The sequence below is a fragment of the Plantactinospora mayteni genome, from assembly GCF_016862935.1.
Taxonomy (GTDB): Bacteria; Actinomycetota; Actinomycetes; order Mycobacteriales; family Micromonosporaceae; genus Plantactinospora; species Plantactinospora mayteni.
The window spans coordinates 32,080-57,340 of record NZ_BONX01000031.1 but is presented as its reverse complement, the minus strand read 5'-3'; the positions used below and the strand labels follow the sequence as shown (position 1 = coordinate 57,340).

Here is a 25,261-nt window from a genome sequence, read left to right as displayed (position 1 = left end):
CCCTTGGATCCGTGAACCAGCCGAGGATCCCAAGAAAGCGGACATATCTTCTGTGTCCGCCGGAGTACTTCACCGTGGAGTACGCGATCAACCCGTGGATGGACACCGCCACCCCGGTCGACCGGGAGTTGGCGGTCAAGCAGTGGCACGGGTTGCGGGAGACCCTGCTCGGCCTCGGTCACACGGTGCACGAACTCGGCCCGGAACCCGGCCTGCCGGACATGGTCTACGCGGCCAACGGCGCCTTCGTGGTCGACGGCACCGTCTACGGCGCCCGGTTCCGGCACCCGCAGCGGACCGCCGAGGCGGCGGCGCACCGGGCCTTCTACGAGTCGCACGGCTGGCGGTTCGTCGCGCCCGCCGAGACCAACGAGGGCGAGGGCGACTTCACCTACCTGCCGGCGGCGCACGGCGGCCTGATCCTGGCCGGGTACGGCTTCCGGACCGAGCCGGCCGCACACGCCGAGGCGCAGGAGGTACTCGGCCGACCGGTCGTCTCGCTGCGCCTGGTGGACCCGCGCTTCTACCACCTGGACACCGCGCTGGCCCCGCTCGACGACGGCAACATCGCGTACTTCCCGGAGGCGTTCTCGGTCGCCGCCCAGCGGGTACTGGCCCAGCTCTTCCCCGACGCGGTCCGGGCGGACGAGGTCGACGCGTTCGGGTTCGGGCTGAACCTCGTCAGCGACGGCCGGCACGTGGTGCTGAACGCTGAGGCCAGCGGGATGGCTGCCAAGGTCGCCGCCGCCGGCTACCTGCCGGTCCCGGTCGAACTCTCCGAGCTGAAGAAGGGCGGCGGCAGCGTCAAGTGCTGCGTCGCCGAACTACGCGACTGAGTCGACGGCCGCTTGACCCTGCCGGGTGGCTCAGCCGAGCGTCGCCAGCTCGCTGACCAGTACGTTGGACAGCACCTGCCCGTCCAGCTGCACCTCGCGCAGATACCACTTCTGCTGCGGGGTACGCGGCTGGTTGAACTGCCACGGGCCACGCGGGCTGTCGATCTGCCCGATCCGGCCGAGCGCCAGGTTGAGCTGCAACGGGCTGAGGTCCTTGCCGGCGATCCGGATCGCCTTGCCGAGCACCTGTGCCGCGTCGTACGAGGCCATCGCGTAGGTGGTCGGGGTCGAGCCGTGCGCCTTGCGGAAGGCGGAGGCGAACCGGCGGTTGGCCGCGTTGTTCAGGTCGGCGGAGTAGTTGAGCGAGGTGACGATCCCCTCGGCCTCGCGCGACCTGAGCTGCCCGAGCACCGGCCCCTCGGTGAGGAAACCCGGCGCGTAGATCGGCTTGCGGTAGCCGGCCTGGCGCAGCTTCTTGAGGAACTCGATCGCCGATTCGCCGGAGAAGAAGCAGTAGATCGCGGCGGGATCGCGGTCGACCAGTTGGCTGATGTATGGGGCGAACGCGTTCCGGGCCGGCTTGCCGGGGAAGTACTCGGTCCAGATCACCGGGTCGGAGATCCGCTCGTCGGACTCCCCGAAGCTCTGCCGGAAGCCCTGTACCGAGTCGAGGCCGGCGTCGTACTCCGGGGCGATGATCGCCACCCGGCCGTCCGCCCCGACCTGCTCCTTGACGTACGCCGCCAGCGCCCGCCCCGGCTCGTCGTTGATATACGACGTACGCCAGATGTAGACGACGCTCTGCAACGTCGACGGGGACGCGTTGGAGCCGATCAGCGGGATCTTCGCCTGCTCCACGGTGTCCCGCAGGCCGAGCATGACCGCCGAGTTGACCACTCCGGTGAGCGCCAGTACCCCCTGCTTGACGAGCTGGTCCAGGGCGGCCCGGCCGGACTCGGGGGTCTCGCCCTCGTCGGCGATGACCAGGTCGACCGGGTGCCCGCCGAGCCGCTGGTCGTTCAGGTCGAGATAGAGCTGGAAGCCCCGGACCATCTCGTCGCCGATCGGCTTGTATACGCCGGACTGTGCGACGATCATGCCGATCCGTACCGGCTCGTCGCTGATCGGCTCCTCGGTTTCGAGGTCGTCCGACCGGCCGCACGCGGCGGCCAGCCCGGTGGCGCCGAGCGCGCCGAGCGAGCCCAGCACCTTGAGCGCTCGTCTGCGGTCCATCTGCGACACGGATCCCTCCCGGGGCGGCGTGGGGGCGCGCAGCCCTCCCGGGGTTCTACCGGGAACGCGATGCTGCGTCAATGCCGCCTGATCTTCCAGCAAGCCAATGTAACTCGGCCAGTACGACGGGCCACGCGCGGGACAGCGGGTCGATCACCCCGAAGTGCTCGCATTCGGGCAGCTCGACGAAGCGTAGGTCGGTGCTGGTGGCCCCGGCAGCGTACCGGCGACTCGGCTCCACCGGTACCTGCCGGTCCAGGGTGCCGTGCACGATCGAGGCCGGGACCGGGGGCGCCGCCGAGCGGGTCGGGTCGGCCGTGGCGTAGAGGTCCGGCACGTCCTCCGGACCGCCGCCGAGCAGCGCGGCCACCGCGCCACCGTCCAGGTCCAGCCGGTACGCCTCGGCGAGGTCCAGCACCGGGGCCAGGGCGAGCACCCCGCGTACCCCGGCCGGGGCGCGCAGCGCGGCCCAGAGCGCGAGGTGTCCGCCGGCGGAGTGCCCGAGCAGGATCGGCGGGCCCGGTGCCATCCGGCCGGCCGGCAGCACGGCCTCGACCAGCCCGGGCAGCGCGGCGATCCCGGCCGCGACGTCGTCGAAGGTGCCCGGCCAGCCGCCGCCCGGCTGCCCCGTCCGGCGGTACTCCAACTGGGCCACCGGGTACCCCCGGGCGGCCAGGTCCGCCGCGAGCGGTCCGGTGTGCCGGCGGTCGTACTCGGCCCGCCAGAAGCCGCCGTGCACGACCACCACCAGCGGCTGGGCCGGACCGGCGGGCTCGGCCGGCAGGCGCAGGTCGGCGACGTGCTCGGGACCGGCGCCGTACCGCAGTGCGACGTCGGCCGGCGGCGCCGGCCGCTGGAGCACCCCCCGCGCATCACCGCCGCCCTCTCCGCTCATGGTGGTGACCGTACGGTGCGTGTGCTGCTACTACCCCCAGAGGGGCAGTAGCAGCACACGGTCCCGACAGTGGGCGGCGCGCGAGCCGGACGGTGGTTGCGGGAGGATGGGGGCATGACCGACGTGCCACGTTCCCAGGAAGACAACGACGACTCGGCTCCGGCGGAGAAGCGTCCCGGCGGCGGTACCGTGCTGGTGGTCGGCCCGGACGGGCGCCCGGTCGGCACCGTGCCGACCGACGGCGAGACGCCTGGCGAGGACCCGGCGCGGTTGATCGAGCAGCCGGCGAAGGTGATGCGGATCGGCAGCATGATCAAGCAGTTGCTGGAGGAGGTCAAGGCCGCACCGCTCGACGACGCCAGCCGGCACCGGCTGCGGGAGATCCACCAGCGGTCGATCGTCGAGCTGGAGGACGGGCTCGCCCCGGAGTTGCGGGATGAGCTGGAGCGGCTCTCCCTGCCGTTCGGCGAGGACTCCGTGCCGAGCGAGGCGGAGCTGCGGATCGCCCAGGCCCAACTGGTCGGCTGGCTGGAGGGGCTTTTCCACGGCATCCAGGCGACCCTGGTCGCCCAGCAGATGGCGGCCCGGATGCAGTTGGAGCAGATGCGTTCCGGCGGGCGCCCGGCGCTGCCGGTGGGCCCCGGCGGCACCCTTCCGGGGATGCCGGGCGGCACCGCCGGACAACCCGGTGAGGGCCCCGGCCCCGGCCAGTACCTGTAACCCCAGACCCGCCGACCGGTCCCGGACAGGCGAGAAACGCGAGCCCGGCCGGGCCGGCGTGGGTGGGTCAGGCCGGGCCGGCGATCCGGTCCGCGGCGTGGCTGCCCGCTCCCGCGCCGTCGGCGCCGTCCGGCGAGTCGGCGTCGAGCAGCGTCTCCAGGTACGCCGCGACCCCGTCCTCCTCGTTGCTCGCCGTCACGTCACCGGCGATCTCCAGTACGGCCGGATGCGCGTTCGCCACCGCCACCGCCCGACCGACCCAGGTGAGCATCGGTACGTCGTTCGGCATGTCCCCGAAGGCGACCACGTCGGCGGCGTCCACCCCGTGCTGGGTGCAATACCAGGCCAGCCCGGCCGCCTTGGTCACCCCGGCCGCCGAGATCTCGATCAGCCCGGTGTACGACGAGTGGGTCGCCTCGGCGAGCCCGGCCAGCGCCGCGGCCACCACCTTCACGAACGCGTCCGGGTCCTGCGCACCGGCCCGGGCCAGCAGCTTCACCGCCGGTACGGCATGCAGGTCGGCCGGCGTCTCGATGACCCGGATGTCGGGGTAGCCCCGGTCCCAGTTCAGCGGATATGCCAGTTCGTGCCGGAACTCGCGGCTGTCGGTCACCTCGACCGCGAAGCTCACCCCGGGCACCTCGGCGCGGAGCCGCTGGACCACCTCGGCGAGCAGGTCGGGGGCGAGCGGATCGGCCCGGAGCACCTGGTCGACGACCGGGTCGTAGACCACCGCGCCGTTGGCGCAGATCGTGGGCAGCGGCTGGCCCAGTTGGTCGTAGACGTGCTGGAGCCAACGGATCGGGCGCCCGGTCACCAGCACCACACCGGTGCCCTCGGCGGAGATCCGCGAGATCGCCTCGACGGTACGCGGGCTGACCGACTTGTCCGCCCGCAGCAGCGTGCCGTCGAGATCCGTGGCCACCAGCCGAGGTAGTCGTCCCATCAACGCGAGAGTAGTCGATCGAGGTAGACCGCCACCCCGTCGTCGTCGTTGCGCAGGGTCACCTCGTCGGCGGCCCGCCGTACGGTGGGGTGGGCGTTGGAGACCGCCACCCGGGCCCAGCCGGCCCACTCGAACATCGGCAGGTCGTTCGGCATGTCCCCGAAGACCAGCACCTCGGCCGGGTCGACGCCGAGGGTCTGGGCCACCACCGCCAGTCCGGTCGCCTTGTCCACCCCGGGCGGGCAGATCTCGATGAAGCCGAGCCCGGCCTGGGTGATCGCGGCCTGCTCCGCCGGTACGACCCGGCGGGCGGTTTCGAGCAGGGTGTCCACGTCGTGGTCGGGGGTCCGGGCGAACGCCTTGATCACGTCCCGGCCCAGGCAGTCGACCCGGGTCCGCGCCTCGAACCGGTCCTGGTAGGGCCAGGTCGCGTCGAAATCACCCCAGAGCGGGGCACCGGGCGCGTCCAGCGCCTCGACCATCACGGTCAGCGGGCCCACCTCGGCCTCCAGTACCCGGAGCAGCTCGGCCAGGGACGCACCGGGCAGCCGCTCGTCGCGGAGGATCACCGGCCCGGCCGGGTCGGTCTGGTCGACCACCCGGCCGCCGCCGGCCATCACCAGGAAGTCGGCGGCCCGGATGTCGTTGCGGGTGAGTTCGGCGAGCCGGGGCCCGCGCCCGGTGGCGCCGACCACCGGAATGCCGGCGGCCCGAACCCGGTCCAGCACCTCGTGGGTGTACCCGGAGACGGTCTCGTCGGTACGCACCAGCGTGCCGTCGAGGTCGGTGGCGATCAGCTTCGGCAACCCGGGTCGGGGCATGGCTCCTCCTCCACCCCGCCGCCCGCCAGGCGTGGCTGAACTGCCGGAACCTGCTGCTACCGGATCAGCTGGCGGTCACGGGGCAGCAACCGTATCTCACCTTCCGGGGTGGCTCCATGACATTTGTGTGAAGTGCTCTCCACCGCAGGGGTTCACTTCGGTTCGAGCACGTCCCGACCGCCCAGGTAGGGCTGGAGGGCCTTGGGGACCCGTACCGAGCCGTCCGGTTGCTGGTGGTTCTCCAGGATCGGCACCAGCCAGCGGGTGGTGGCCAGGGTGCCGTTCAGAGTCGCGGCCATCTGCGGGCGGCCCTGGTCGTCCCGGTATCGCACGTTCAGTCGCCGGGCCTGGAAGGTGGTGCAGTTCGAGGTCGAGGTGACCTCCCGGTAGCGGCCCTGCGACGGTACCCACGCCTCGCAGTCGTACTTGCGGGCCGCGCTGCTGCCCAGGTCACCCGCTGCCACGTCGATCACCCGGTACGGTAGTTCGACCTTGGCCAGCATCTCCTCCTCCCAGGCCAGCAGCCGGAGGTGCTCGGCGTGCGCCTCCTCGGGGCGGCAGTAGGAGAACATCTCGACCTTGTCGAACTGGTGCACCCGCATGATCCCCCGGGTGTCCCGGCCGTACGACCCGGCCTCGCGGCGGTAGCAGGACGACCAGCCGGCGTACCGGACCGGCTCGGCCAGGTCCAGGATCTCCCCCGAGTGGTACGCGGCCAGCGCCACCTCACTGGTGCCGACCAGGAACAGGTCGTCGGCCTCCAGCCGGTAGACCTCGCTGGCGTGCGAGCCGAGGAACCCGGTGCCCTCCATCGCCTCCGGCTTGACCAGCGACGGGGTGATGCTCGGGACGAAGCCGTACTCCACCGCCTGGGCGACGGCGAGTTGCAGCAGGCCGAGCTGGAGCAGCGCGCCCACCCCGGTCAGGTAGTAGAACCGGCTGCCCGAGGTCTTCGCGCCGCGCTCGACGTCGATCGCCCGCAGCGCCTCGCCCAGTTCCAGGTGGTCGCGCGGGTTCTCGATCTCGGGCCGGGTGCCGACCTCGCGGAGCACCACGAAGTCGTCCTCGCCGCCGGGCGGGGTGCCCGGCTCGACCACGTTCGGGATCGCGTACTGCGCCTGGCGCAGCGCCGCCTCGGCCGCGCCGACCGCCGCCTCGGCCGCCTTCACCTCGGTGGAGAGTTCCTTGGTCCGGGCGAGCAGCCCGGCCTTCTCCGCCGGGTCGGCCTTCGGCATCCGCTTGCCGAGCTGCTTCTGCTCGGCCCGGAGCGCCTCGAAGCGCCCGACCGCCGCCCGCCGCTCCTGGTCGGCCCGCAGCAGGTCGTCGACCACGGACTCGGACTCGCCACGGGCACGCTGGCTGGCACGTACGGTATCCGGATCGTCGCGGAGCAGACGCAGGTCAATCACGGGAACCGAGCCTACCGGTGTGCGGCCGGACAGGTGTATCGAGATACGCCCGGCGGCTCGGCGCGGGGACGGCTCAGTGCGCGAACGGCTTGGTCGGGGTCACCGTCAGGTCGATCGGCGGCGGCCGGCCGTCATCGTCGTCGGGTACCTCCGGTGTGCCGGCCGCCCGGGGCCGCCGCCACGGCCAGTCGGACTCCTCGGCCGCGACGGGTCCGGCCGGTACGCCCGGCTCGGCGGCCGGCGCCGGGTCGACCGCGGTACGCCGGACGAACCGCCCGGCGAGCAGCAGGGCCAGCCCGAGTCCGCCGACACCGACGTACGCCAGCACGAGGCCCTGGCCGTACTCGATGACCATCCCGTCCAGTTGGCCGTACATCTGCCAGCGGTCGGCCAGGGTGTCGAGCGAGCCGGTGGTGGCGAGCAGTACTCCGAGCACCGCCCCGGCCACGGCCAGCCCGGCGACCCGGGCGTTGTGGCGTACCCCGGGCGAGCCGAAGAAGACCAGCGCCAGGCAGCCGAGTACCCCGAACACCCCGACCAGGTACGCCGTGCCGAACGCCGACATGTCCGCCACCCCGCTGCCCAGCGCGACCGCGTCCTCGGCACCCTCGACCGTCAAGCTGGTGACCGCCCAGTCGCCGATCAGCGAGGCGAAGACGGCGACCGCCCCGGCGGCACCGACCACCGGTACCAGCCGGCTGTCCCGGCCGAGCCGGTGCAGCGCCAGCCCGGCCCGCCCGCCGGCGGGCCGACGGTCGCCCCACGACACGATGCTGGCACCGTCCGGTGTGGTGTCCGCGTCGTCGCCCGAGCGCGCCGGATCCTCCCGGCCGGCGTCCCGACGGCCGTCCGGCCCGTCCTGCCGGGGGATGGAGACGTCGTCGGGCATCGCTGATCCCTTCCACGGCGGGCTCCTGGATCGATGATGGCACAGCACCGGCGGACCGGCCCCGCACCGAAGGCCGAGTGGCCCGGGTCGCCACGGCCCGGGTCGCCATGGCCCGGGTCGCCATGGCCCGGGTCGTCCTGGCCCGGGTCGTCGCGCCGCCGGTTGCTTTGAGCTAGCGTCGGCACCATGCCTATCCGCACCGCATCCGCCCGCTGGCAGGGCAATCTCACCGAAGGTTCCGGCACGATCCGCACCGGCAAGGGCGGGTTGCAGGGGAACTACTCGTTCAAGTCCCGCTTCGAGGAGGGCGAGGGCACCAACCCGGAGGAGCTGATCGGCGCCGCGCACGCCGGCTGCTTCTCGATGGCCTTCTCCAAGGCCCTCGCCGACGCCGGATTCACGCCCACCTCGGTCGAGACCACCGCCCAGGTGCATCTCGACAAGACCGACGCGGGCATGACGGTGACCCGGATCGACCTCGACACCGTCGGCGACGTGCCGGGGATCGACGAGGCCGAGTTCAACAAGCTGGCCGAGGCCGCCAAGGCGGGTTGCCCGATCTCCCGGCTGCTCTCGCCCGGGGCCGAGATCTCGCTCAACGCCCGCCTCTCCGCCTGATCCTGGCGTAACCTCCCCACCCATCCCCCGATCGCGGTGGTCAGGGCAAGTTCCCGGTAGGTCGCGGAGAGCGGCGCCGCCGGCCCTGATCATCGCGATCGTCGACGCCTGGTCCCCGATCGTCGATGCCGGCAGTGCGTCGGGTGCGGCACAATTGGGCGGTGCCGGTCGAGATGAGCCGCGAGCGTTTCGAGGAACTGGTCGCCGAGGCCCTCGACGAGGTGCCGGAGGAACTGCTCAACCTGATGAGCAACGTCGTCATCCTGGTCGAGGACGACTCGCCGGAGGACGGCCCCGAACTCCTCGGCCTCTACGAGGGCCACGCGCTGACCAGCCGGGGCTGGGACTACGCCGGGGTACTACCCGACCGGATCTTCATCTACCGCCGGCCGATCCTGCGGATCTGCGACAGCGAGGACGACGTCGTCGACGAGGTCGCGATCACGGTCGTGCACGAGATCGCCCACCACTTCGGCATCGACGACCACCGGCTGCACGACCTCGGCTGGGCCTGACCAGCGGCCGGCGGCCTGACCAGCGGGAACCAACACCCCCGGGACCTGCCCCGTTGCGTCGGTTGCCTACCCTCGGTCCTCCACCCGTCAGGAGGAACGTGATGCGCAGCGCGCTGTTCTCGGCAGAGAACCTGGAGAAGGAGTCACACCAGCCGGGCATGCGGCTGCAAAACTCCAAGATGTTGAAGATCGAACTTAACGGCGAGGCGATGGCCCGGGTCGGCTCCATGGTCGCGTACCAGGGGCAGGTGCAGTTTCAGGCGCTGGGCTCGGGCGGGCTCGGCAAGTTTCTCAAGCAGAAGCTGACCGGCGAGGGTGTCCCGCTGATGAAGATCAGCGGGCGGGGCGACGTCTTCCTCGCCGACTACGCGGCGGACGTGCACATCATCGACCTGGAGCCGGGCGACGCGCTGTCGATCAACGGCTCCAGCGTGCTCGCCTTCGACTCCACCCTGCAATACGACATCAAGATGGTCGGCGGCGCCGGCATGATGTCGTCGTCCGGCCTGTTCAACTGCGTCTTCACCGGCTACGGCCGGATCGCGATCACCACCAAGGGCATCCCGGTGGTGCTCAACGTCGACGCGCCGACGTACGTCGACCCGCAGGCAGCGGTCTGCTGGTCGGCGAGCCTACAGACCGGCTACCACCGGGCCGAGCAGCTCGGCCTTGGCACGCTGCTCGGCCGGCGTACCGGTGAGGCGTTCACGATGAGCTTCGCCGGCCAGGGCTTCGTGGTCGTCCAGCCCTCCGAGGAGCCGCCGATCCAGGGCATGGGCCGCCAGGAGCAGGGCGGTGGCGGCGGACTGCTCAACCAACTGATGGACTGATCGGCTGCCGGGGCACCCCGTCCGGGTGCCCCGGGGTCCGTCAGGTCAGGAGAGTTGGCCGGCGCGCAGCCGGGTCAGCCAGGCCGCCGCGTCGGCGTAGTCGACGTCGGAGAGCCCGGCCGGCGCCGGGACCGGCCGTTCGGCCACCGCCGTGCTCCCGCGATGCCTCGGGTACGACCCCAGGAAGCGCACCTCGGCGCAGATCCTGCGCAGCCCCTGGAGCGCCTCGCCGACCCGGTCGTCGGCGACGTGCCCGGTGCAGTCGAGGAAGAAGGCGTAGCGGCCGAGCGCCTCGCCGGTGGGCCGGGACTCGATCCGGGTCAGGTTGACCCCGCGTACCGCCAACTCCATCAGCACGGCGAGCAGCGCGCCGACCCGGTCGTGCGCGATGTAGACGGCGAGCGAGGTCAGGTCGTCACCGGTCCGGGGCGGCGGCGGTCCCGGCCGGCTGAGCAGCACGAACCGGGTCACCGCGTCGTCATGGTCGGCGATCTTGTCGGCGAGGATGGCCAGCCGCTGCCGGGCGGCGCCGATCGGCGCGCAGATCGCGGCGTCCTGTTGGCGCTCGGTGGCGGCGAGCGCGGCGGCGGCGTTGGAGAGCACGTCCACCACGACCGCGTCGGGCAGGTGCTCGCGGAGCCAGCGGCGGCACTGGGTGGACGCCTGCGGGTGGGCGGCCACGGTGTGCACCTCGGCGAGGGTCCGGCCCGGCGGCGTGGCGAGCACGAACTCGACCGGCAGCACCACCTCGCGGGTGATCACCAGCGGCTCGCCGTCGACCATTTCGTCGAGGGTGACCGCCACCGCACCGCCGATCGAGTTCTCCAGCGGTACCAGCGCGGCGTCGGCGTCACCGGCCCTCACCGCGTCCAGCGCCTCCGGTACGCTGCGCGCCGGCGTACGGCTGCCGCGTTCCGCGGCCGGAATCGTACGCAACGCCTGCTCGGCGAAGGTCCCCTCGGGCCCGAGGTAGACGAAGCGGGTCGGCGGTGTTCCGGGCATGCCGTCCAGCCTACAAACCGCCGTACGCCGGCGGGGGCGCGTCGCACACCGCCGTCCGGAGCGCGGGCGGCGCCTCGGCCCGGACGGTGATGCTACAGACGTCGGAGCCGGCGGTGACCAGCCGCAGGTTGCCGGCGCGACCCCGGGTCACCGCCTGCAACGGCTCCCGGTCGGCCACCGTCAGGACGCTGTACTGCCAGTCCTCCACACAGAGCGGCCCGCTCTGGTAGGTGACCCGGCCGGACCGGGGCAGGTTCGCGGTGCGGCGCAGCAGCGCGGTCACCTGGTCCCGACTCGGCTGTCCGGCCGGGCAGGCGGCCAGCGCGGTGGGCACCGGGGTCGGCGTCGGCGACCCGCTCGGCCCGAACGTCGGCGTACCGGTGGGGCCGACCGTCGGGGTGGGGGTCGACCGGGTGGGGGTGGCCCGGGGCTCCTGGAGTTCGGGCGGCACTCCGCAGGCTGCCAGGGCCAGGCAGCCGGCCAGGGCCAGGCAGCCGAGCAGGGCGCCGACGGCGCGGAGCCGGCCTGCGGTGGGGCCGGATGACGGGTGACGGGGCACGGCCGGGTCCTCGGGCATAGATGGCTGCCGTGGGTGGTGCGGCGGATGGCCCCGCCAATGGTAGGGCGTCGGCTTGATCGCCCACCCCTCAGGTGGTGACCCGCCGCCTCACCTGCTGATCCGGTGCCTGTGCCTCAGGTGGTGCTCTGGTGTCTTAGGTGGTGACCCGCCGCCTCGGGCGGTGATCTGGTGTGCCTCAGGTGGTGATCCGGTGTCCGAACTGCCGCAGTGCCGCGAGCGCCTCGACGAGGCGTACCGAGGGGACCAGCAGGTAGTCGGTGTCGAAGGTCGAGAACGCCACGATGTTGACCCGGGCGTCGGCCAGCGGGACGACCAGGGAGGCGAGGATTCCGGTCAGTGCCAGGTCGAGCGGGCCGGCTACCTGGAGGCAGCGCCACGGGGTCTCGACGGTGGCGTCGGCCGGGACCTGGTCGGCCCGGCAGATGATCGACAGTTCGGCGCCGCTCCGGGTCACCGACAGCACGCCGGAGTCCGCCGGAGGGCTCAGCAGGCCGGCCGGCACCGGTGAGCCGGCGGGCAGCCGGCAGACGGCGTACTCCTCCGGCAGCAGTGCGATGTCCAGCATGAGGAGACCTTACGGGGGGTACGGCACCGGCCCAACACCCTGGCCCGGTGGGAAGGCGAGATCGCGACGCGCGTCACCTGCCCGAAGTCGCCCAGGTGGCCGGTATGTCTCGGAAAGCTGTCCAGCCGGTGACCGGCGGTCGTCACACCTCGGAGGCGCTGCTCACACCTCGGCGAAGCGACTCACGCCGCGAACGCGCTGCTCACACCTCGGAGGCACTGCTCACGCCTCGGACGTGCTGCTCACACCTTGGCGAAAGGCTCTCGCCTCGGAGGCGGTGCTCACGCCTTGGTGCAGGGGTTCATACCTCGGCGAAGAAGGTGAGCGAGCCGGCGACGTGGCCGTCGGTGAGGATCGGGGTGGCGATCGCGTCGACGGTGGCGTCCGGCCCGTCGACCTCCGGGAAGCGCACCCGGAGCAGCCCTCGGGCGAGCCGGCCCGAGTGCAGGGCGAGCAGCGGGGGGATCTTCTCGACGTCCTGCTCGGTCAGCTCGCCCCGGGCGGCGGTGAAGTCGAGCAGCCGCAGTTCGCTGCCGAGCAGCGGGAGGCCGAGCGCGTCGAGCGGGGTGCCGAGGCCGAGCAGTTGGCAACAGGACGGCGAGACGGCGGCGATGGTGGTCTCCCGGTCGATCAGCAGGCACGGCTCGGCGGCCGTCGAGACCGTCTCGGACCACCGTGTCAGCCCGTCGAGGTGCCCTCGCCCGTCGGCGTCGTCGAAGCCGGTGGACCCGTGCCCCAGCGACGATGTCGCCGGCGTCGGGAACGCCTCCGAGATCGAGAGTTCGACGTGGGCCACCGCGCCTCCTATTTGCCGCACCACGCCCCACGCTAGCCGGTGCCCAGCGGGGTCGCGAGCCCCGCGATGCGCCGGCCGGTCGGGCCATCCCGCAGCCCTCGCCGGCACGGCACACCCCCCGGCGTCCCCACGGGGGACGGGGCGCCGCCCAGCGAGTGGCGTCGGCTGGTGACGCTACCGGCGACCGGCGTGCTTGTCAGCCGCCGTTCGGCCCTCCTCGTACCACCGGTAGTCCGCCGCCGAGCGGTACGGGGCGTTCAGCCAGGTGGAGGGGGACTGGGCGACCCGGGACAGCTTCTCCGCCGTGGCGGCGCTGATCCGGTTACCGCCCGCGACGAGCAGCCGGTCGAGTTCCCGGTGGGTCGCCACCAGGCACTCCTTGGGCAGTCCGTAGACGCTGATCACGCCGGAGCCGACGAAGGTCAGCACCGGGGTGACCGGAATGGTCAGGCCGACCGCGTTGGAGAGCGCCTTGGCCGCCCGCTTCGCGTCCCGCCGCGCCTCCGACACGTACGCCGGGCGCTTGCCGTTGATCTGCACGACGTCTCCGGCGATCAGGACCCGGGACCGACCGTGGTCGGCAACGGTGACCGCGAAGATGCCGCTGGGACCGATGGCGAGGAAGCCCGCGCGCTCGTCCCGGGACCGGTAGTCCAGGTCGAGCATGCTCACCTCGGTCATCTCGGTGCGTGGCCAGTCGACCACGTGCCACGATGGACCGAGATGATCGAGTCGGCTCAACGCCCGTGCGCCGGCCGCCTCGATCCGGCGGGCGTCCCGCTCGGCGCGACGCCGACGGGCCCAGTCCATCGGTGTCGGCCGGACGGCCTCCAGCGGGGGTGGTTGGTTGACCGGCGCGGGAGGGAGGGCCCGCGCAGCGGGAACCGCTGATCGTGCGGAAAAGACAGTCATCGTGACCTCCGGCAAAAGGTCCCTCGAAGTTATCTCCTCACTACGGTACGTGGCCAGACCTAGGGACCGGCAAGTCGAAGCGCCGGAGTGAGTGTGGATGAATGCCCTATTCACCCGAAGCCCTTTTTCCCGGATGGTGCCAACCGCTGCCATACGCTGCGAAGATGACCCATTTCGTGGACAGCGAGGTCGGCCGTCTCGGCACCGTACTTCTGCATCGTCCCGGACCTGAACTCGCCCGACTCACGCCCCGGAACAACGACTCGCTTCTCTTCGACGCGATCCCCTGGGTCGGGCGGGCGCAGGAGGAGCACGACGCGTTCGCCGCCGCGCTGCGCGAGCGCGGAGTCGAGGTGCTCTACATCGGAACCCTACTCGCCGAGACGCTCGCCGTGCCGGACGCGCGGTCCGAGCTGACCGAGCGGGTACTCGCCGACACCCGACTGGGTGACACGCTGCGCCGGCGGGTGGCGGCGCATCTCTCGTACCTCGATCCGGCCGCGCTGGCCGGCGTGCTGATCGCCGGCCTCGCCCACGAGGAGCTGCGGCTCGGCGGCGATCGGGGCGGCGGCCTGGTCTACCGGCTGATGGACCGGCTGGACTTCGTGATCGACCCGCTGCCGAACCTGCTCTTCACCCGCGACTCGTCCACCTGGATCGGCGACCACGCCGCGGTGACCAGCCTGGCCATGCCGGCCCGGGGCCGGGAGACCAGCCTGACCGACGCGATCTACCGGTACCACCCCCGGTTCGCGGGCACCTCCTTCGTGTACGGCCCCGGCCTGGAGCACCTGGAGGGCGGCGACGTACTGCTGCTCGCTCCCGGGGTGCTGGCGGTCGGGGTCGGCGAGCGCACCACCCCGGCCGGGGCGGAGCGGCTGGCCCGCCAGGTCTTCGAGGCCGGGCTGGCGCACACCATCCTGGTGGTGCCGATCGCCCAGGAGCGCGCCACCATGCACCTGGACACCGTCTGCACGATGGTCGACGTCGACGCGGTACTGATGTATCCGAACATCGCCGACACGCTCTCGGCGTACACCGTGGTGGCCGGCGCGGACGGCGACCTCCAGCTCGACGGACCGGCGCCGTTCCTGCGCGCGGCGGCCGACGCGATGGACCTGGACACGCTCCGGGTGATCGACACCGGCCTGGACCCGGTGACGGCGGAACGCGAGCAGTGGGACGACGGCAACAACACCCTGGCGCTCGCACCCCGGCTCTGCGTCGCCTACGAGCGCAACGTGGAGACCAATGCGCAGCTGGAGCGCGCCGGCATCGAGGTGATCCGGATCGCCGGCTCCGAACTCGGCTCGGGCCGGGGCGGCCCACGCTGCATGTCCTGCCCCCTCGTCCGGGAGCCCCTGCAAGACCCTGCTACTTCCCTGAAGTAGTGCCCTCCAACGCCCGGCGCAGCCACTCCTGCCCCGACAGAGCACGATCTTGCCCCGGCGCTCGCGGACCCGCTGCCGTGGCACGGCGCGGACCCGCCCCGGTCGCCGAGGGGAAGGCGGCGGACCGGGGCGGGTCGCTCGGGTGACGAGGCAGGTCAGTAGCGGCGCGGTACCCAGTGGAGGATCTGCCCGACGATCAGCGCGGGGTGTGTGTCGGGCAGTTGTTGCAGCGCACGGGCGAGGTGGGCACCGAGGTACATCATCAGTCCGATCCGGTCGCCCTCGAAGCCGAGGAGCAGGGAGAGACGCGCCTGCGGGCATGGCCAGGGGTGCTCACATTCGCGGCAGTCGTAGGTCTCTGCCGGGGCGTGTCCGGCGGCTTGGCGCTCGCGCCTGCGTCGTCGTGCGGCGAACCGCTCCCAGCGCATCTGTGGCCCGATCACCGGTCACACCCGTGCACCGCGCCGGGCGCGGTGTTCCTGCCCGGGAGTGAGGGCTCCCGCGCGACCGTTGGCCAGGTGCGAACGGGTGGGCGCGTCCCAGGCGGGTCGACGGTTCGTCACCCGGGATCGGGACGGTGCGGGCGGGGCGTCCGGCGTCAGTCCGCGACTCTCGGCCCGCTCGCTCTCGGCCCGCTCGGTTCTAGCTTGCTCGGTTCTAGCTTGCTCGGTTCTGGTCAGCCCGGTTCTGGTCAGTTCGGCCTGCGAGGGCGGGGCCGGTGGCCGGGAGGGTGCCGGCACCATGTCCGCCGAGTCCGGGCAGCGCCACCGGTAACCACATTGGCAGTACCGCCACAGGCGCCACCATGCGCGGCGGTGTCGGGGCTGTTTGACCTTGCGAGCGTGTCTCATGTGGCTGCCTCCCGTCGGCGAGATGCGGACGGGGGGCGGCACCAGTACGGACACCGGCACCGCCCCCGTGGGCGCTCCGCCCGGGTGGAAGGTCACGGGGGCCGAGCGGGGGCGCTTGACATCCACCTTGGACTTCTGACACCGAGTAGCGGAAGATGTGCAGACGGCAATATAGACGTCTATAGCATCCTCTACTGCATCCGGGAGTAGTACGTGAACGAACTCCGAGAGGTCCTCAGGAGACACCGGGTCGGGCGTCGCATGACACAGGCGCAACTCGGCCGCGCGGTCAAGGTGAGTGCGTCGCTGATCGCCGCGATCGAGCAGGGCCGGTTGATTCCCCAACCTGAGACGGCTGCCCAGTTGGATAAGTTCTTCGACTCCGAGGACGAGATCCAGCAGGCCGCCGTCCACGCCCGAGCGGACGCCCGACCGCCCTGGCTCCGCCCGTGGACCGAACACGAGGAGCGAGCCACCCTCCTCCGCTGGTGGGAACCCCTACTCCTGCCAGGTCTGCTCCAGATCGAGGAGTATGCACGCGCCGTGCTGCATGGCGGCTGGCTGTCGGACGAGGTGGTGGACCGAGCCATCCAGGTCCGGCAGCAGCGGCAGGCTGCCACTGTCGACCGCCCCAAGCCCCCGACGCTTTCCGCCATCATCAGTGAGTTTGCGCTGACCATCGGGCCATCCGAGCTGCGCCGCGAGCAACTGCAACACCTGCTGGAGCTCAGCCAGCGACCGAAGGTCCAGGTTCTTGTGGTGCCCCGGTCCGCTGGATTGCACGCCGGCCTGGCGGGTGCGTTTGTGTTGGCGACGCTCCCCGGCAACCGCCGGGCCGGCTATGTCGATGACCAGCTTCAGGGCCGGGTGGTGACGGACGGGGGAGATCTGGACCAGTTGGAAGTATCGTGGGAGATTGTCAGCGGGCTGGCCCTACCGGTGCAGCCGTCAAGGGACCTCCTCCAGAGAGCGATTGACGATCATGACTGACCTGGTGCCGCAGTGGCGCAAGAGCACCCGCAGCAGCTCTAACCAGGGTGCTTGCGTTGAGGTGGCTGACAATCTGCCCGGTCGGGTGCTGGTCCGGGACACCAAGGACCGTGACGGGGGCACGCTGGCGTTCGGGGCGGCGGGCTGGCAGGCGTTCGTCGACCTGGCGAAGCGAATCGGGCCGGTCGGCTGACCGCGCCCCACAACGACAGAGCGGCCTTCGGCATCACTGCTGGGGCCGCTTCGTCTCCTCTGGACCGGACACATCGCGGATATCGACAATGGCCTCTCGGGGGGTCTACCCGTGCAGTCGTCGGGGTCCTCTCCGGGAAAGGGAGATCAACGATCATGACTGACCTGGCGCCACGGTGGCGCAAGAGCACCCGTAGCAGCGGGAACCAGGGTGCTTGCGTCGAGGTGGCTGACAATCTGCCCGGTCGGGTGCTGGTCCGGGACACCAAGGACCGCGACGGGGGCACGCTGGCGTTCGGGCCGGCGGGCTGGCAGGCGTTCGTCGACTTGGCGAAGCGAATCGGGCCGGTCGGCTGACCGCCTCACACCACGACGAAAGCGGCCTCCGGCATCCACTGCCGGAGGCCGCTCCGTTCCCGACGCAGGCCGAGAGCTTCGTTCGGCGTGACCCAAGATTCTTGGCAAGTTATGGCGGCTGGCGAACCATTAGTCGCCAAGAATCTTGATGTGCCCAGGGGTGGGGGCCGGCGGGCCGGCACTTCGCGGGTGGTGCCTGACGAGGGGTGGCGGCGCCGGGTGCACGGTCCGGTGGCGGGTGCACGGCCGGCGGGTGCACGGTCGTTTCGGCGCGCGGTTGTCGCGGTGCCCGGATTTGGGTTAGCCGGTGATGAGGGTGGTGAGTGCGCCGCCCGAGGTGACCGTGCGTCCGGTTGTGTGCTGGTAGCGCCGGATGAGGTCGTGGCCGCGTGATCGCTGGCCAATTCGGCGTTCGGCGCGCAGCAGCGGGTTGCGTGGCGGTGGCGGGAAGGTGTCGGCCAGGTCGGCGAGCAGGGGCGGGGTGTCGACGCCGGCAGCGCTCAGCACCCATGCCACGCCGGGGTCGAGCGCGACGAGGGACAGGGCGAGGTGTTCCGGCCGGTGTTCGCGGTCCCGGCGGGCGAGTGCGAGCCGGAGTGATGCTTCGTAGGCTGCCTGGGCGTCGAGAGCTAGCGGAGCGTGAGCTGGCGGCCGAGTAGGCCCTGCTTCGCGCGGCGGGCGGCGGCGTCCAGCGGGGCCGGGTCGGCGAGGACGGCGGCGTACCGCTTCGCGAAGTCCGCCAGCGGGGCCTCCCAGGACTCGGCGGCGGCGTCCCGGGGGATGTCCCAGACGGGTACGAGTCGGCCGTGTGCCCGGAACATCCCGGCGAACTTGGTCTGCGGGGCGAGCGGCAGCTCACCGTCGGCGGAGAGCCGGGAGAGCGCGTCCAGCGCGGCGTCCTCGTCGTCGGGGAGTACCCAGCGGACGTGGCTCTTGTCGGTGACCTGACACCAGTACGCGGCGGGCGCCGCCGCCAGCCGGACCGTCGGGTAGATGGAGGCGTTGGCGCGTTCGAGCGACGCCTTGACGTTGGGGTCGTCCCCGGCACCCGGGTCGAGCCAGAACTCGAATCCGTCGTGCATGGTGATGTCGAGCGGCCCGTCGACCAGTACGTCCGGCAGCCGGGGACCCTCGCCGGGCAGTGCCGGCACCGAGACCGTGCCGCCGGGCTCGGTACGCAGCGCGCAGAGCAGCGCCTCGGCCAGGTCCCGGGAGACGTCGCCGGACTGTACGTGCCGCTGGAGACCGATCATGATCCGGCCGTCCGCCTTGGTGATCGCGGGCGTGGCCATCGGCAGCACGGTGGCCAGGGTGACGGGGCGGTCCCCGAATTCCTCGACCAGGTGGGGCGCGAGGGTCAGCGGGGCGGAGGCCGCCGGCACCAGCTCACGGAGCGCGATCCACTCCGCCTCGTCGGTCAGCCCCTCGAAGGGACGGGGTACGAAGATGTCCCGTACCTTCTGCCGCTTCTCGGCCCGGCTCTCCCCGCTCGCGGCACTGCTGGCGTCCGCCACCGCGGACCGGGAACTCTTTCGACGCTTGCCCACGGCGAGACAGCCTAGGCCCAACCGCGCCGGCGCGGGCACCGGGCGGCACTACCGGCGATTCACCTGCGGATGGACGGGAGCCGCACCGAACGGCGAGACCCGGCCGACCGGGCAGCGAGACCCCGCCACCGGGCAGCGAGACCCGGCCGACCGGGCAGCGGTGGGAGCGGGTCACGGAGCGGCGGTGGGAGCGGGTCACGGAGCGGCGCGACGGGAACCGGGCCACGGGGCGGCGACGGGAGCGGGGCGGGGGAACGGGTCAGGGAGCGGGGCGGCGGGGGCGGGTTACGGGACGGCGGCGGTGTGCCGGAGCGGATGGACCAGCCGGGCCCAGACGCTCTGCCCCAGCCCGTCGCGCTCGACCCCCCAGTCGGTGGCGAGCGCGGCCACCAGGAGGAGTCCCCGACCGTCCGTCGCATCCGGTCCGACCTGGCGCATCCGGGGCGGGCCGGCGGCGCCGCCGTCGGTCACCCGGATCTGCACGGTGTGGGCGGTAGGGCCGGTACGCAGCAGCCAGGTCAGCCGGATCATCCCGCCGGGCAGCGGCGCGGCGTGCCGTACGGCGTTGCCGAGCAGTTCGGCCGCCACCATCTCGGCGTCGGCGAGCAGGGCCGCCGGCACCGTACCGTCGAGTTCGGCACCGAGCCGGTGCCGGGCGGTACGGGCACCCTGGGCGTGCTGCGGCACCAGCAGGCACCACGATCGTTCGGTCGAGACGCTCGATGTCGAACCCTCTGCGACTTCTCCTTGCCGTCCGACGGACCGCACGGCTGGACGGGGTGCGTGAGCGCCGCGCGGTCCAGGTGGGAAAGGGTTCACTCCAGGTGCCTCCTCGACGGACCACCGGGGCGCGGCGCCACCGGGCGACCTCGGTTCAGCCTCGGGGCAGCCGTACCTCTGCGACCGTACCGCCACCGTCGCGCTGGCGGAGGGAAACCCAGCCGTTCTGTCGCTCGACAATCCGGCGTACGAGGTAGAGCCCCAGGCCAGCGCCGGGATAGCGGCGGCGGTCACCGGACTCCCCCTGCCAGAACCGTTGGAACGCGCGCTCGACATGCTCGGGACGTACCCCGATTCCCCGGTCGCTCACCCGGAACGCCACGGTCCGCCGGTCGGCCTCGGCGGTCAGCAGCACGGGCGAGCCGTCCGGCGAGTATTTTCCGGCGTTGGTGGCCAGCTCGGTCAGTACCGTCGCCAGGCTGGCCCGGTCGCCGAGCGCCTTCGGCAGGTTCTCCGGAAGCTGGATGACCAGCCGGTGGCGCAGTTCGGCGGGGAGGTCGACGACGGCCGCCCGGAGCGTGTCGAGCAGGTCGAAGGGGACCGGCGGGGAACCGCCGACCGGGCCGGCGTCGTTGGTGGTGGCGAGCAGCCGGTCCACCAGTCGGGCCAGTTCGCCGGCGCGCTGGCCGATCACCCCGGCCGCCTGCCGCCGGTCCGAGTCGGAGAGCGACTCCCAGTGCGTGCCGAGCGTGTCGGCGTACCCCTTGATGACCGTGACCGGGGTACGGAGTTCGTGGCTGGTCACCGCCACGAAGAGGTCCCGGTCGTGGTCCCGGATGTGCTGGTCGCTGCTGTCCCGGAAGGTGACCACCCGGGATGCCGCCGTACCCGGCAGCTCACCAGAGGTGATCTTGAGCCAGCGCCCGTCCGGCAGCCGGTGGTCGAGCACCTGCCCGGGTGGCGGCACCGGAAACGGCAGCGGCCGGTCGAGCAGTTCGGCGGCGCGCAGCCCGGTGACCTTCTCGGCGGCCGGGTTCCAGAGCTGCACGGTGGCGTCCCGGGTGACGATCGCCAGCCCGTCGGCCAGCGCCGCGACCACCGTGCCGTCACCGTGCACCGGCAGGCCGGCCTGGTCGCCGTACATGTGCGCGGCGGTGGCGGCCAGGAAGCCGAGGACCGAGCGGTGTTCGGGGTCGTCGGGGCGCTCGGCGTCAGGGTAGAGCGCGTAGAGGTTGCCGATGGCCAGGCCGCCGATCTCGACCCGGGCGGCGAGCAGGTGCCGCAGGCCGCGCCCGTCCAGCTCCTCGGCCAGGTCCGGAGGGAGGACGTCGACGCTCATCGCGCGTGCGCCCGGGCCGCAGACCAGCTCGTCGGCCGGCTGCTCGATGATCGGGATCGGCCGGCCGACCGCCCAGTCCAGCTCACCGTTGCCGGAGACCACCCGGCCGCCGTTCGGACCGAACTCCACGAAGGCGACGCCGGGCGCCCGGAGCGCCTGAGTGGCGACCCGTAACAGCCGGTTGAGCACGGGAAGCCCCACCTCCCCCGTGTTCAGCATCTCCAGCACCTCGGCGTGGCCGGCGATGAGGCAGGGGTAATCGGGGCGTTCCGGCATGCCCCGAGTCTGCCCGTTCGGCGGGGCTTTCGGCAGTACCGCCATCCGGCCGATGCGACCTCCCAGGCACCCGACGGCCGGTCTGCCAGGTAACGCGGCACCAGGGACGACTGCGGCGGCGTGTCAACCCGCGGCGCGCGACCTGGCCCGGCTCAGCGGCCCAGCCGGTCGAGGACCATGGCGGGCCGGTCGGTGATGATCCCGTCCACCCCGCAGGCCAGGGCCAGGTCCAGCTCAGGAGCGTCGTTGACGGTCCAGACGTAGACCCGGTTGCCCGCCCGGTGCAGGGCCGGGACGAGCTGCGGGCGGGTGCGGAGCAGCTTGAGGCTCGGGCCGGCGATCCGGGCGCCGAACGGCAGCCGGCCCCGGCGCAGCCCGGGAGGCGCCAGCTCCAGCAGCAGTACCGTCGACAGTCGGGGCGCCAGCCGGCGGATCTGGCGTACGGCCAGTGGGGAGAAGGACATCACGGTCGCGCGTACCGGATCGTCCGGCCGGGGATCGGCCAGGCCGTGCCGGTCCAGCAGCGCGGTCAGCCGGCGCTCGACGCCGGAGCCGTACCGGGCCGGATGTTTCGTCTCGATCAGCAGCTCGACCTCGCGGTCGGCGGCCCGGACCGCCCGGAGCAGGGCGTCCAGGGTGAGCAGCCGGGTCCGCTCCGGATCCGGCGGCAGGTCGCCGTCGGGCGCGGCCCCGCGGTGCCAGGAGCCGTAGTCGAGCCGTTCCAGCTCCGCCAGGGTGTACGCCCCGACCGGCCCCCGGCCGTTGCTGGTCCGCTCCAGCCGCCGGTCGTGTACGCAGACCAGGTGCCCGTCCCGACTCAGCCGTACGTCGCACTCCAGCCCGTCCGCGCCCTCGGACAACGCCTGGAGGTACGCCGCCAGGGTGTGCTCCGGCATCGTCGCCGAGGAGCCCCGGTGCGCGAAGACCAGCGGGGTGTCGGCTGGTTGTCCGTGCTCTGGGGCTCGCCGTCCCGGGCCGCTCCTCGCGCTCACGGTGCCGACGGCCGGTTCTAGACGACCCGGGCGGGCTGGCCGTCCTCGCTGGCCAGCGGCCGGCCGGCGGCGGCCCACTGCCGCATCCCGCCGTCGAGGTTGCGGACGTTGTCCCAGCCGTTGTTCATCAGGTAGCCGACCACCTGGCCGGAGCGACCGCCGGAACGGCAGACCACCACCACGTCGGCGTCGGTCGGGATCTCGGACATCCGCGCCGGCACCTCCATCATCGGCAGATGGTGGGCGCCGGGCGCGTGCCCGGCCGTCCACTCGTCCGGCTCCCGTACGTCGAGCAGGTAGGCGTCGGCGGGTACCTCGGTGGCGGTCACGGAGGGAATGTTGGCTGCGAACACGGTTACCAAGGGTAGAGCCTGTCCGCGCCATCGCCGGGATCTGGACGGACGGCGTTGGAGGGACGGTGCCGGAACCTAGAGTGGGTTGACCCACTTCGGGTGCTGCCGTGCCCAGTTGTCCAGGTCCTCGGCGTGCATCGAGGTGAAGAGGGTGCTGGCCGGCTCGTCCAACAGGACGTACGAGACCTCGTCGATCGTCTCGGAGTGGGACGGGAGCTGGATCCCGCGCAGCGCGTCGGAGCGGACCCGGCGCAGCCCGAAGATCAGCTCCTCCAGCGGTACGCCGTTGGTGTCGACGGTGAACGACGAGCCGATGGCCCGGATCACCTGGTCCAGCCGGATCGGGTTGCGGAGCATGTCCGTGGTGGTGGCCCGGTCCATCATCGCCCGTAACAGTTGCTGCTGGTGCCGCTGCCGGTCGAAGTCGCCGTTCGGCAGGTCGTAGCGCTGGCGGGCGTAGTCGAGCGCCTGTGCCCCGTTCATCTGGTGGCAGCCGGCCTCGAAGACGTACCGGGTGTGTATCGACCGGACCGGGGTGTCGACGCACATCCGTACCCCGCCGAGCAGGTCGATGGCGCGCTGGAAGCCTGCGAAGTTCACCAGGGCGGCACCGTCGAAGCGGATCCCGGTGAGCCGGCTCAGGGTCGCGGAGAGGAGTCGGGTGCCGCCCTCGCCACCGCCGCCGTACTGGAACGCCGAGTTGATTTTGTCGGAGCCGCCGGGCCAGCCGCTGGCCGGAGCGGGCGGGATCTCGACGAGCAGGTCCCGGGGTACCGAGATCAGATAGGCCCGGTCCAGCCCGGCGGGCAGGTGGGCGATCATGATGGTGTCCGAACGCTGGTCGGCACCGGGGCTGGCGGTGGGGCGCTCGTCGGAGCCGACCAGCAGGTAGTTGAGCGGGCCGGCGACGTCGCCCCGGTCGCTTCGGGCGGCCGGGTCGAGGAGCAGTTGCTTGACCACGCTGTTGTCGTAACGGTTGGTCAGCATGTGCAGGCCGGCGCCGCCGGCTGCGGAGATCACCAGCAGGACCAGGCCGAGCCCGAGCGCGATCTTCGCCCAGACGGGGGCCTTACGCCGCTGCCGGGACCGCCGGGCGCCTCCGGAGTCACCGGTACGCTCGGCGCCGAAGTCGCCTCCTGGCTGCCCGGGTTGGCCCGGAACCGCCCGCTTGGGTGTGAACGTGACCCCTCCCCGGACCCGGCTGAGTGAAGCCTTCTCACCTCAGGCTAGGGGCCCGGTTTGGGCGTCCAGTGGCTTTTGGGATATTCGCTGGCGATGCCCGCAGCGAAGGCGGGCTACTTGCTCGGGGCGAGCACGGTCGGATTGTTGATGATGAACTCGTCCAACCTGTCGTTCTTGACCGCCGCGAACATCTCCTGGCTGATCGGTTTGAGAGTCTCCCGACCGTTGTCGTTGCCGGCGAAGTTGCCGTCGTTGGTACGCAGCAACACCAGGTCGTTGGCTGCCACGCCACGCATGGTGAAGATGAAGTCGGCGATCGGGGTGCCGCTGGTGTCCATGATCAGCGCCTCGCCGGCCGCCTTCATCAACTGGTTCAGCTTGCCGATGTCGGTCGTCACGCCGTCGCTCATGGCCTTCTTGGCCATCGCCTTGATCAGTTGCTGCTGGTTCTGCTGGCGGTCGTAGTCGCCGTGGGTCAGGCCGTAGCGCTGGCGCGAGTAGTCCAGGGCCTCCCAGCCCGCCATCTGCCGGCAACCCTTCTTGTGCACCACCGGCTTCTTGACGCCGCTGACCTTGTCGGCCTCGTGGTTCCACATCGGCTTGCCGTCGACCAGCTTCATGTGGTGCGACTTGACCTCCTGGCGAACGCACATCGGGATGGTGCCGAGGGCGTCGATGATCTTTTTGAAGCCGCTGAAGTTGATGATCGCCGCGCCGTCGAAACTGATCCCGGTCAGCTTGTTGATGGTCAGCGCCATCAACTGCGCGCCGCCGGAGAGCCCGCCGCCGTTCTGCGCGCCGTGGTAGAACGCCTCGGTCGCCTTGGCGGTGCCGCCGCCGTACCTGCTGGCCTTGAACGCCGGCACCTGCACCTCGGTGTCGCGCGGGATGGAGAGCAGGTACGCCTGGTCGTGGCTGGCCGGGATGTGCAGCACGATGATGGTGTCGGCCCGTACGTTGTCGGCGTCCAGCCGGGCCCGCGCGTCGATGCCGAGCAGCAGCAGGTCGATCGGCCCCTTCAGGTCCTCGCCGCCCTCGGCGTCGGACTTGCTCGCGGCACCGAGCAGGTTCTCCTGCTGGATGGTGCTGGTGGCCTGGTCGATCACCACCTGCATGCCGACGATGGCCACCCCGCTGGCGAGCATCAGCACCGCGCCGAAGACCAGGGTGAGGCGGGCCCAGAGCGGCGTCCTGCGGCGCCGGGCGTTCTTGCCCTTGCTCCCCTTGCCCTTGTTCCCCTTGCCGCCGGTGCCGTTCGGCGTCTCCGCCCAGTCGTCGAGCGGGGCGCCGGGCCCCACCGACGCGGTCGCCCGGGAGGGCGGGACCGGCGAGGTGGGGCGTGGGGGACGTCGGCGGGATTGCACCGGCATGCCTGCTCCAGGGTCAGGGGTGAGGGGGCGGGACGCATGACACGATGCGGACACCCGCCAGTCGCCCCGAGTTCAACTACGTTACCTGCTCCCGTTCATCTACGGGTACGCCGCCTTCATCTGCGGGTACGCCC

The 25,261-nt window shown here is 71.9% G+C and carries 29 protein-coding genes; 9 read left to right on the top strand and 20 right to left on the bottom strand.

Features of this window, described 5'->3' with window-relative positions; genetic code table 11:
• The first annotated feature begins 11 nt into the window (after window positions 1-11).
• Window positions 12-836 carry a dimethylargininase gene (gene ddaH / locus Pma05_RS22495; RefSeq protein WP_203859432.1) on the top strand — a complete coding sequence of 275 codons (825 nt, stop codon included), beginning with the start codon at window positions 12-14 and terminating at the stop codon, window positions 834-836.
• A 30-nt stretch (window positions 837-866) separates the two neighbouring features.
• Here the strand turns inward: ddaH and Pma05_RS22490 are convergent, their stop codons facing one another.
• Together Pma05_RS22490 and Pma05_RS22485 are read right to left on the bottom strand one after the other, a co-directional pair.
• Window positions 867-2,078 carry an ABC transporter substrate-binding protein gene (locus Pma05_RS22490; protein ID WP_203859431.1) on the bottom strand — a complete coding sequence of 404 codons (1,212 nt, stop codon included), beginning with the start codon at window positions 2,076-2,078 and terminating at the stop codon, window positions 867-869.
• Window positions 2,079-2,124: 46 nt separating this feature from the next.
• A complete protein-coding gene (locus tag Pma05_RS22485) occupies window positions 2,125-2,964 on the bottom strand; it encodes an alpha/beta hydrolase family protein (protein WP_203859430.1) in 840 nt (279 codons plus the stop codon).
• Window positions 2,965-3,078: 114 nt separating this feature from the next.
• Here Pma05_RS22485 and Pma05_RS22480 point away from each other — a divergent pair, with 114 nt between their 5' ends.
• Complete coding sequence (locus Pma05_RS22480; protein ID WP_203859429.1) at window positions 3,079-3,684, top strand: bacterial proteasome activator family protein; 606 nt, start codon at window positions 3,079-3,081, stop codon at window positions 3,682-3,684.
• 67 nt (window positions 3,685-3,751) lie between these two features.
• On the opposite strand, the gene Pma05_RS22475 is transcribed toward Pma05_RS22480, so the two are convergent.
• From Pma05_RS22475 to Pma05_RS22460, 4 genes are all read right to left on the bottom strand, one after another.
• Window positions 3,752-4,630: an HAD family hydrolase gene (locus tag Pma05_RS22475; protein WP_203859428.1), complete on the bottom strand. Its 879-nt coding sequence runs from the start codon at window positions 4,628-4,630 to the stop codon at window positions 3,752-3,754.
• On the bottom strand, window positions 4,630-5,451 hold the full coding sequence (locus Pma05_RS22470; RefSeq protein WP_203859427.1) for an HAD family hydrolase: 822 nt from the start codon (window positions 5,449-5,451) through the stop codon (window positions 4,630-4,632). The genes Pma05_RS22475 and Pma05_RS22470 overlap by 1 nt, the downstream gene beginning before the upstream one ends.
• 152 nt (window positions 5,452-5,603) lie before the next feature.
• On the bottom strand, window positions 5,604-6,860 hold the full coding sequence (serS, locus tag Pma05_RS22465; protein WP_203859426.1) for a serine--tRNA ligase: 1,257 nt from the start codon (window positions 6,858-6,860) through the stop codon (window positions 5,604-5,606).
• A 73-nt stretch (window positions 6,861-6,933) separates the two neighbouring features.
• Window positions 6,934-7,749, bottom strand: a complete 816-nt coding sequence (locus tag Pma05_RS22460; protein WP_203859425.1) for a hypothetical protein — start codon at window positions 7,747-7,749, stop codon at window positions 6,934-6,936.
• Between the two features lie 186 nt (window positions 7,750-7,935).
• Here Pma05_RS22460 and Pma05_RS22455 point away from each other — a divergent pair, with 186 nt between their 5' ends.
• From Pma05_RS22455 to Pma05_RS22445, 3 genes are all read left to right on the top strand, one after another.
• Window positions 7,936-8,367, top strand: coding sequence for an OsmC family protein (locus tag Pma05_RS22455; protein ID WP_203859424.1), 432 nt, complete (start codon window positions 7,936-7,938; stop codon window positions 8,365-8,367).
• A gap of 173 nt (window positions 8,368-8,540) precedes the next feature.
• The gene (locus tag Pma05_RS22450; RefSeq protein WP_203859530.1) at window positions 8,541-8,882 is read left to right on the top strand and encodes a metallopeptidase family protein; all 342 of its coding nucleotides are present in this window, start codon (window positions 8,541-8,543) and stop codon (window positions 8,880-8,882) included.
• Between the two features lie 101 nt (window positions 8,883-8,983).
• Window positions 8,984-9,712 (top strand): AIM24 family protein, encoded by a 729-nt coding sequence (locus tag Pma05_RS22445; protein ID WP_203859423.1) that lies wholly within the window; start codon window positions 8,984-8,986, stop codon window positions 9,710-9,712.
• A 45-nt stretch (window positions 9,713-9,757) separates the two neighbouring features.
• Here the strand turns inward: Pma05_RS22445 and pheA are convergent, their stop codons facing one another.
• The 5 genes from pheA to Pma05_RS22420 all read right to left on the bottom strand — a co-directional run bounded on the left by pheA (window position 9,758) and on the right by Pma05_RS22420 (window position 13,567).
• Window positions 9,758-10,714 (bottom strand): prephenate dehydratase, encoded by a 957-nt coding sequence (pheA, locus tag Pma05_RS22440; RefSeq protein ID WP_203859422.1) that lies wholly within the window; start codon window positions 10,712-10,714, stop codon window positions 9,758-9,760.
• A 10-nt stretch (window positions 10,715-10,724) separates the two neighbouring features.
• Window positions 10,725-11,273: a hypothetical protein gene (locus Pma05_RS22435; protein WP_239312871.1), complete on the bottom strand. Its 549-nt coding sequence runs from the start codon at window positions 11,271-11,273 to the stop codon at window positions 10,725-10,727.
• A 196-nt stretch (window positions 11,274-11,469) separates the two neighbouring features.
• Window positions 11,470-11,859, bottom strand: coding sequence for an ACT domain-containing protein (locus Pma05_RS22430; RefSeq protein WP_203859420.1), 390 nt, complete (start codon window positions 11,857-11,859; stop codon window positions 11,470-11,472).
• Window positions 11,860-12,160: 301 nt separating this feature from the next.
• Window positions 12,161-12,598 (bottom strand): PAS domain-containing protein, encoded by a 438-nt coding sequence (locus Pma05_RS22425; RefSeq protein WP_372441535.1) that lies wholly within the window; start codon window positions 12,596-12,598, stop codon window positions 12,161-12,163.
• Window positions 12,599-12,829: 231 nt separating this feature from the next.
• A complete protein-coding gene (locus Pma05_RS22420; protein WP_203859418.1) occupies window positions 12,830-13,567 on the bottom strand; it encodes a hypothetical protein in 738 nt (245 codons plus the stop codon).
• Between the two features lie 164 nt (window positions 13,568-13,731).
• On the opposite strand from Pma05_RS22420, the gene Pma05_RS22415 reads away from it, so the two are divergent.
• Window positions 13,732-14,958, top strand: a complete 1,227-nt coding sequence (locus Pma05_RS22415; protein ID WP_203859417.1) for an arginine deiminase — start codon at window positions 13,732-13,734, stop codon at window positions 14,956-14,958.
• A 155-nt stretch (window positions 14,959-15,113) separates the two neighbouring features.
• Here Pma05_RS22415 and Pma05_RS22410 read toward each other — a convergent pair whose 3' ends face one another.
• Window positions 15,114-15,401, bottom strand: coding sequence for a flavin reductase (locus Pma05_RS22410; protein ID WP_203859416.1), 288 nt, complete (start codon window positions 15,399-15,401; stop codon window positions 15,114-15,116).
• Between the two features lie 621 nt (window positions 15,402-16,022).
• Between Pma05_RS22410 and Pma05_RS22405 the strand changes: the two genes are divergently transcribed.
• The 3 genes from Pma05_RS22405 (at window position 16,023) to Pma05_RS22395 (ending at window position 17,348) form a co-directional block, all read left to right on the top strand.
• Window positions 16,023-16,799, top strand: coding sequence for a helix-turn-helix domain-containing protein (locus Pma05_RS22405; RefSeq protein ID WP_275414735.1), 777 nt, complete (start codon window positions 16,023-16,025; stop codon window positions 16,797-16,799).
• On the top strand, window positions 16,792-16,992 hold the full coding sequence (locus Pma05_RS22400) for a DUF397 domain-containing protein (protein ID WP_203859414.1): 201 nt from the start codon (window positions 16,792-16,794) through the stop codon (window positions 16,990-16,992). Before Pma05_RS22405 ends, Pma05_RS22400 begins: the two co-directional genes overlap by 8 nt.
• 155 nt (window positions 16,993-17,147) lie before the next feature.
• On the top strand, window positions 17,148-17,348 hold the full coding sequence (locus Pma05_RS22395) for a DUF397 domain-containing protein (protein WP_203859413.1): 201 nt from the start codon (window positions 17,148-17,150) through the stop codon (window positions 17,346-17,348).
• 300 nt (window positions 17,349-17,648) lie between these two features.
• Here the strand turns inward: Pma05_RS22395 and Pma05_RS22390 are convergent, their stop codons facing one another.
• The 8 genes from Pma05_RS22390 to Pma05_RS22355 all read right to left on the bottom strand — a co-directional run bounded on the left by Pma05_RS22390 (window position 17,649) and on the right by Pma05_RS22355 (window position 25,127).
• The gene (locus tag Pma05_RS22390) at window positions 17,649-17,855 is read right to left on the bottom strand and encodes a hypothetical protein (RefSeq protein ID WP_203859412.1); all 207 of its coding nucleotides are present in this window, start codon (window positions 17,853-17,855) and stop codon (window positions 17,649-17,651) included.
• 122 nt (window positions 17,856-17,977) lie between these two features.
• The gene (locus Pma05_RS22385; RefSeq protein WP_372441528.1) at window positions 17,978-18,895 is read right to left on the bottom strand and encodes a DUF5926 family protein; all 918 of its coding nucleotides are present in this window, start codon (window positions 18,893-18,895) and stop codon (window positions 17,978-17,980) included.
• Between the two features lie 285 nt (window positions 18,896-19,180).
• Window positions 19,181-19,588, bottom strand: a complete 408-nt coding sequence (locus Pma05_RS22380) for an ATP-binding protein (protein ID WP_203859528.1) — start codon at window positions 19,586-19,588, stop codon at window positions 19,181-19,183.
• A 181-nt stretch (window positions 19,589-19,769) separates the two neighbouring features.
• Complete coding sequence (locus tag Pma05_RS22375; protein ID WP_203859411.1) at window positions 19,770-21,230, bottom strand: sensor histidine kinase; 1,461 nt, start codon at window positions 21,228-21,230, stop codon at window positions 19,770-19,772.
• 152 nt (window positions 21,231-21,382) lie between these two features.
• On the bottom strand, window positions 21,383-22,222 hold the full coding sequence (locus tag Pma05_RS22370; RefSeq protein WP_275414733.1) for a glycerophosphodiester phosphodiesterase: 840 nt from the start codon (window positions 22,220-22,222) through the stop codon (window positions 21,383-21,385).
• 17 nt (window positions 22,223-22,239) lie between these two features.
• Window positions 22,240-22,575 carry a rhodanese-like domain-containing protein gene (locus tag Pma05_RS22365; protein ID WP_203859410.1) on the bottom strand — a complete coding sequence of 112 codons (336 nt, stop codon included), beginning with the start codon at window positions 22,573-22,575 and terminating at the stop codon, window positions 22,240-22,242.
• A 75-nt stretch (window positions 22,576-22,650) separates the two neighbouring features.
• Window positions 22,651-23,595, bottom strand: a complete 945-nt coding sequence (locus tag Pma05_RS22360) for an LCP family protein (protein WP_443678468.1) — start codon at window positions 23,593-23,595, stop codon at window positions 22,651-22,653.
• A 275-nt stretch (window positions 23,596-23,870) separates the two neighbouring features.
• A complete protein-coding gene (locus Pma05_RS22355) occupies window positions 23,871-25,127 on the bottom strand; it encodes an LCP family protein (RefSeq protein WP_203859409.1) in 1,257 nt (418 codons plus the stop codon).
• Window positions 25,128-25,261 lie beyond the last annotated feature (134 nt).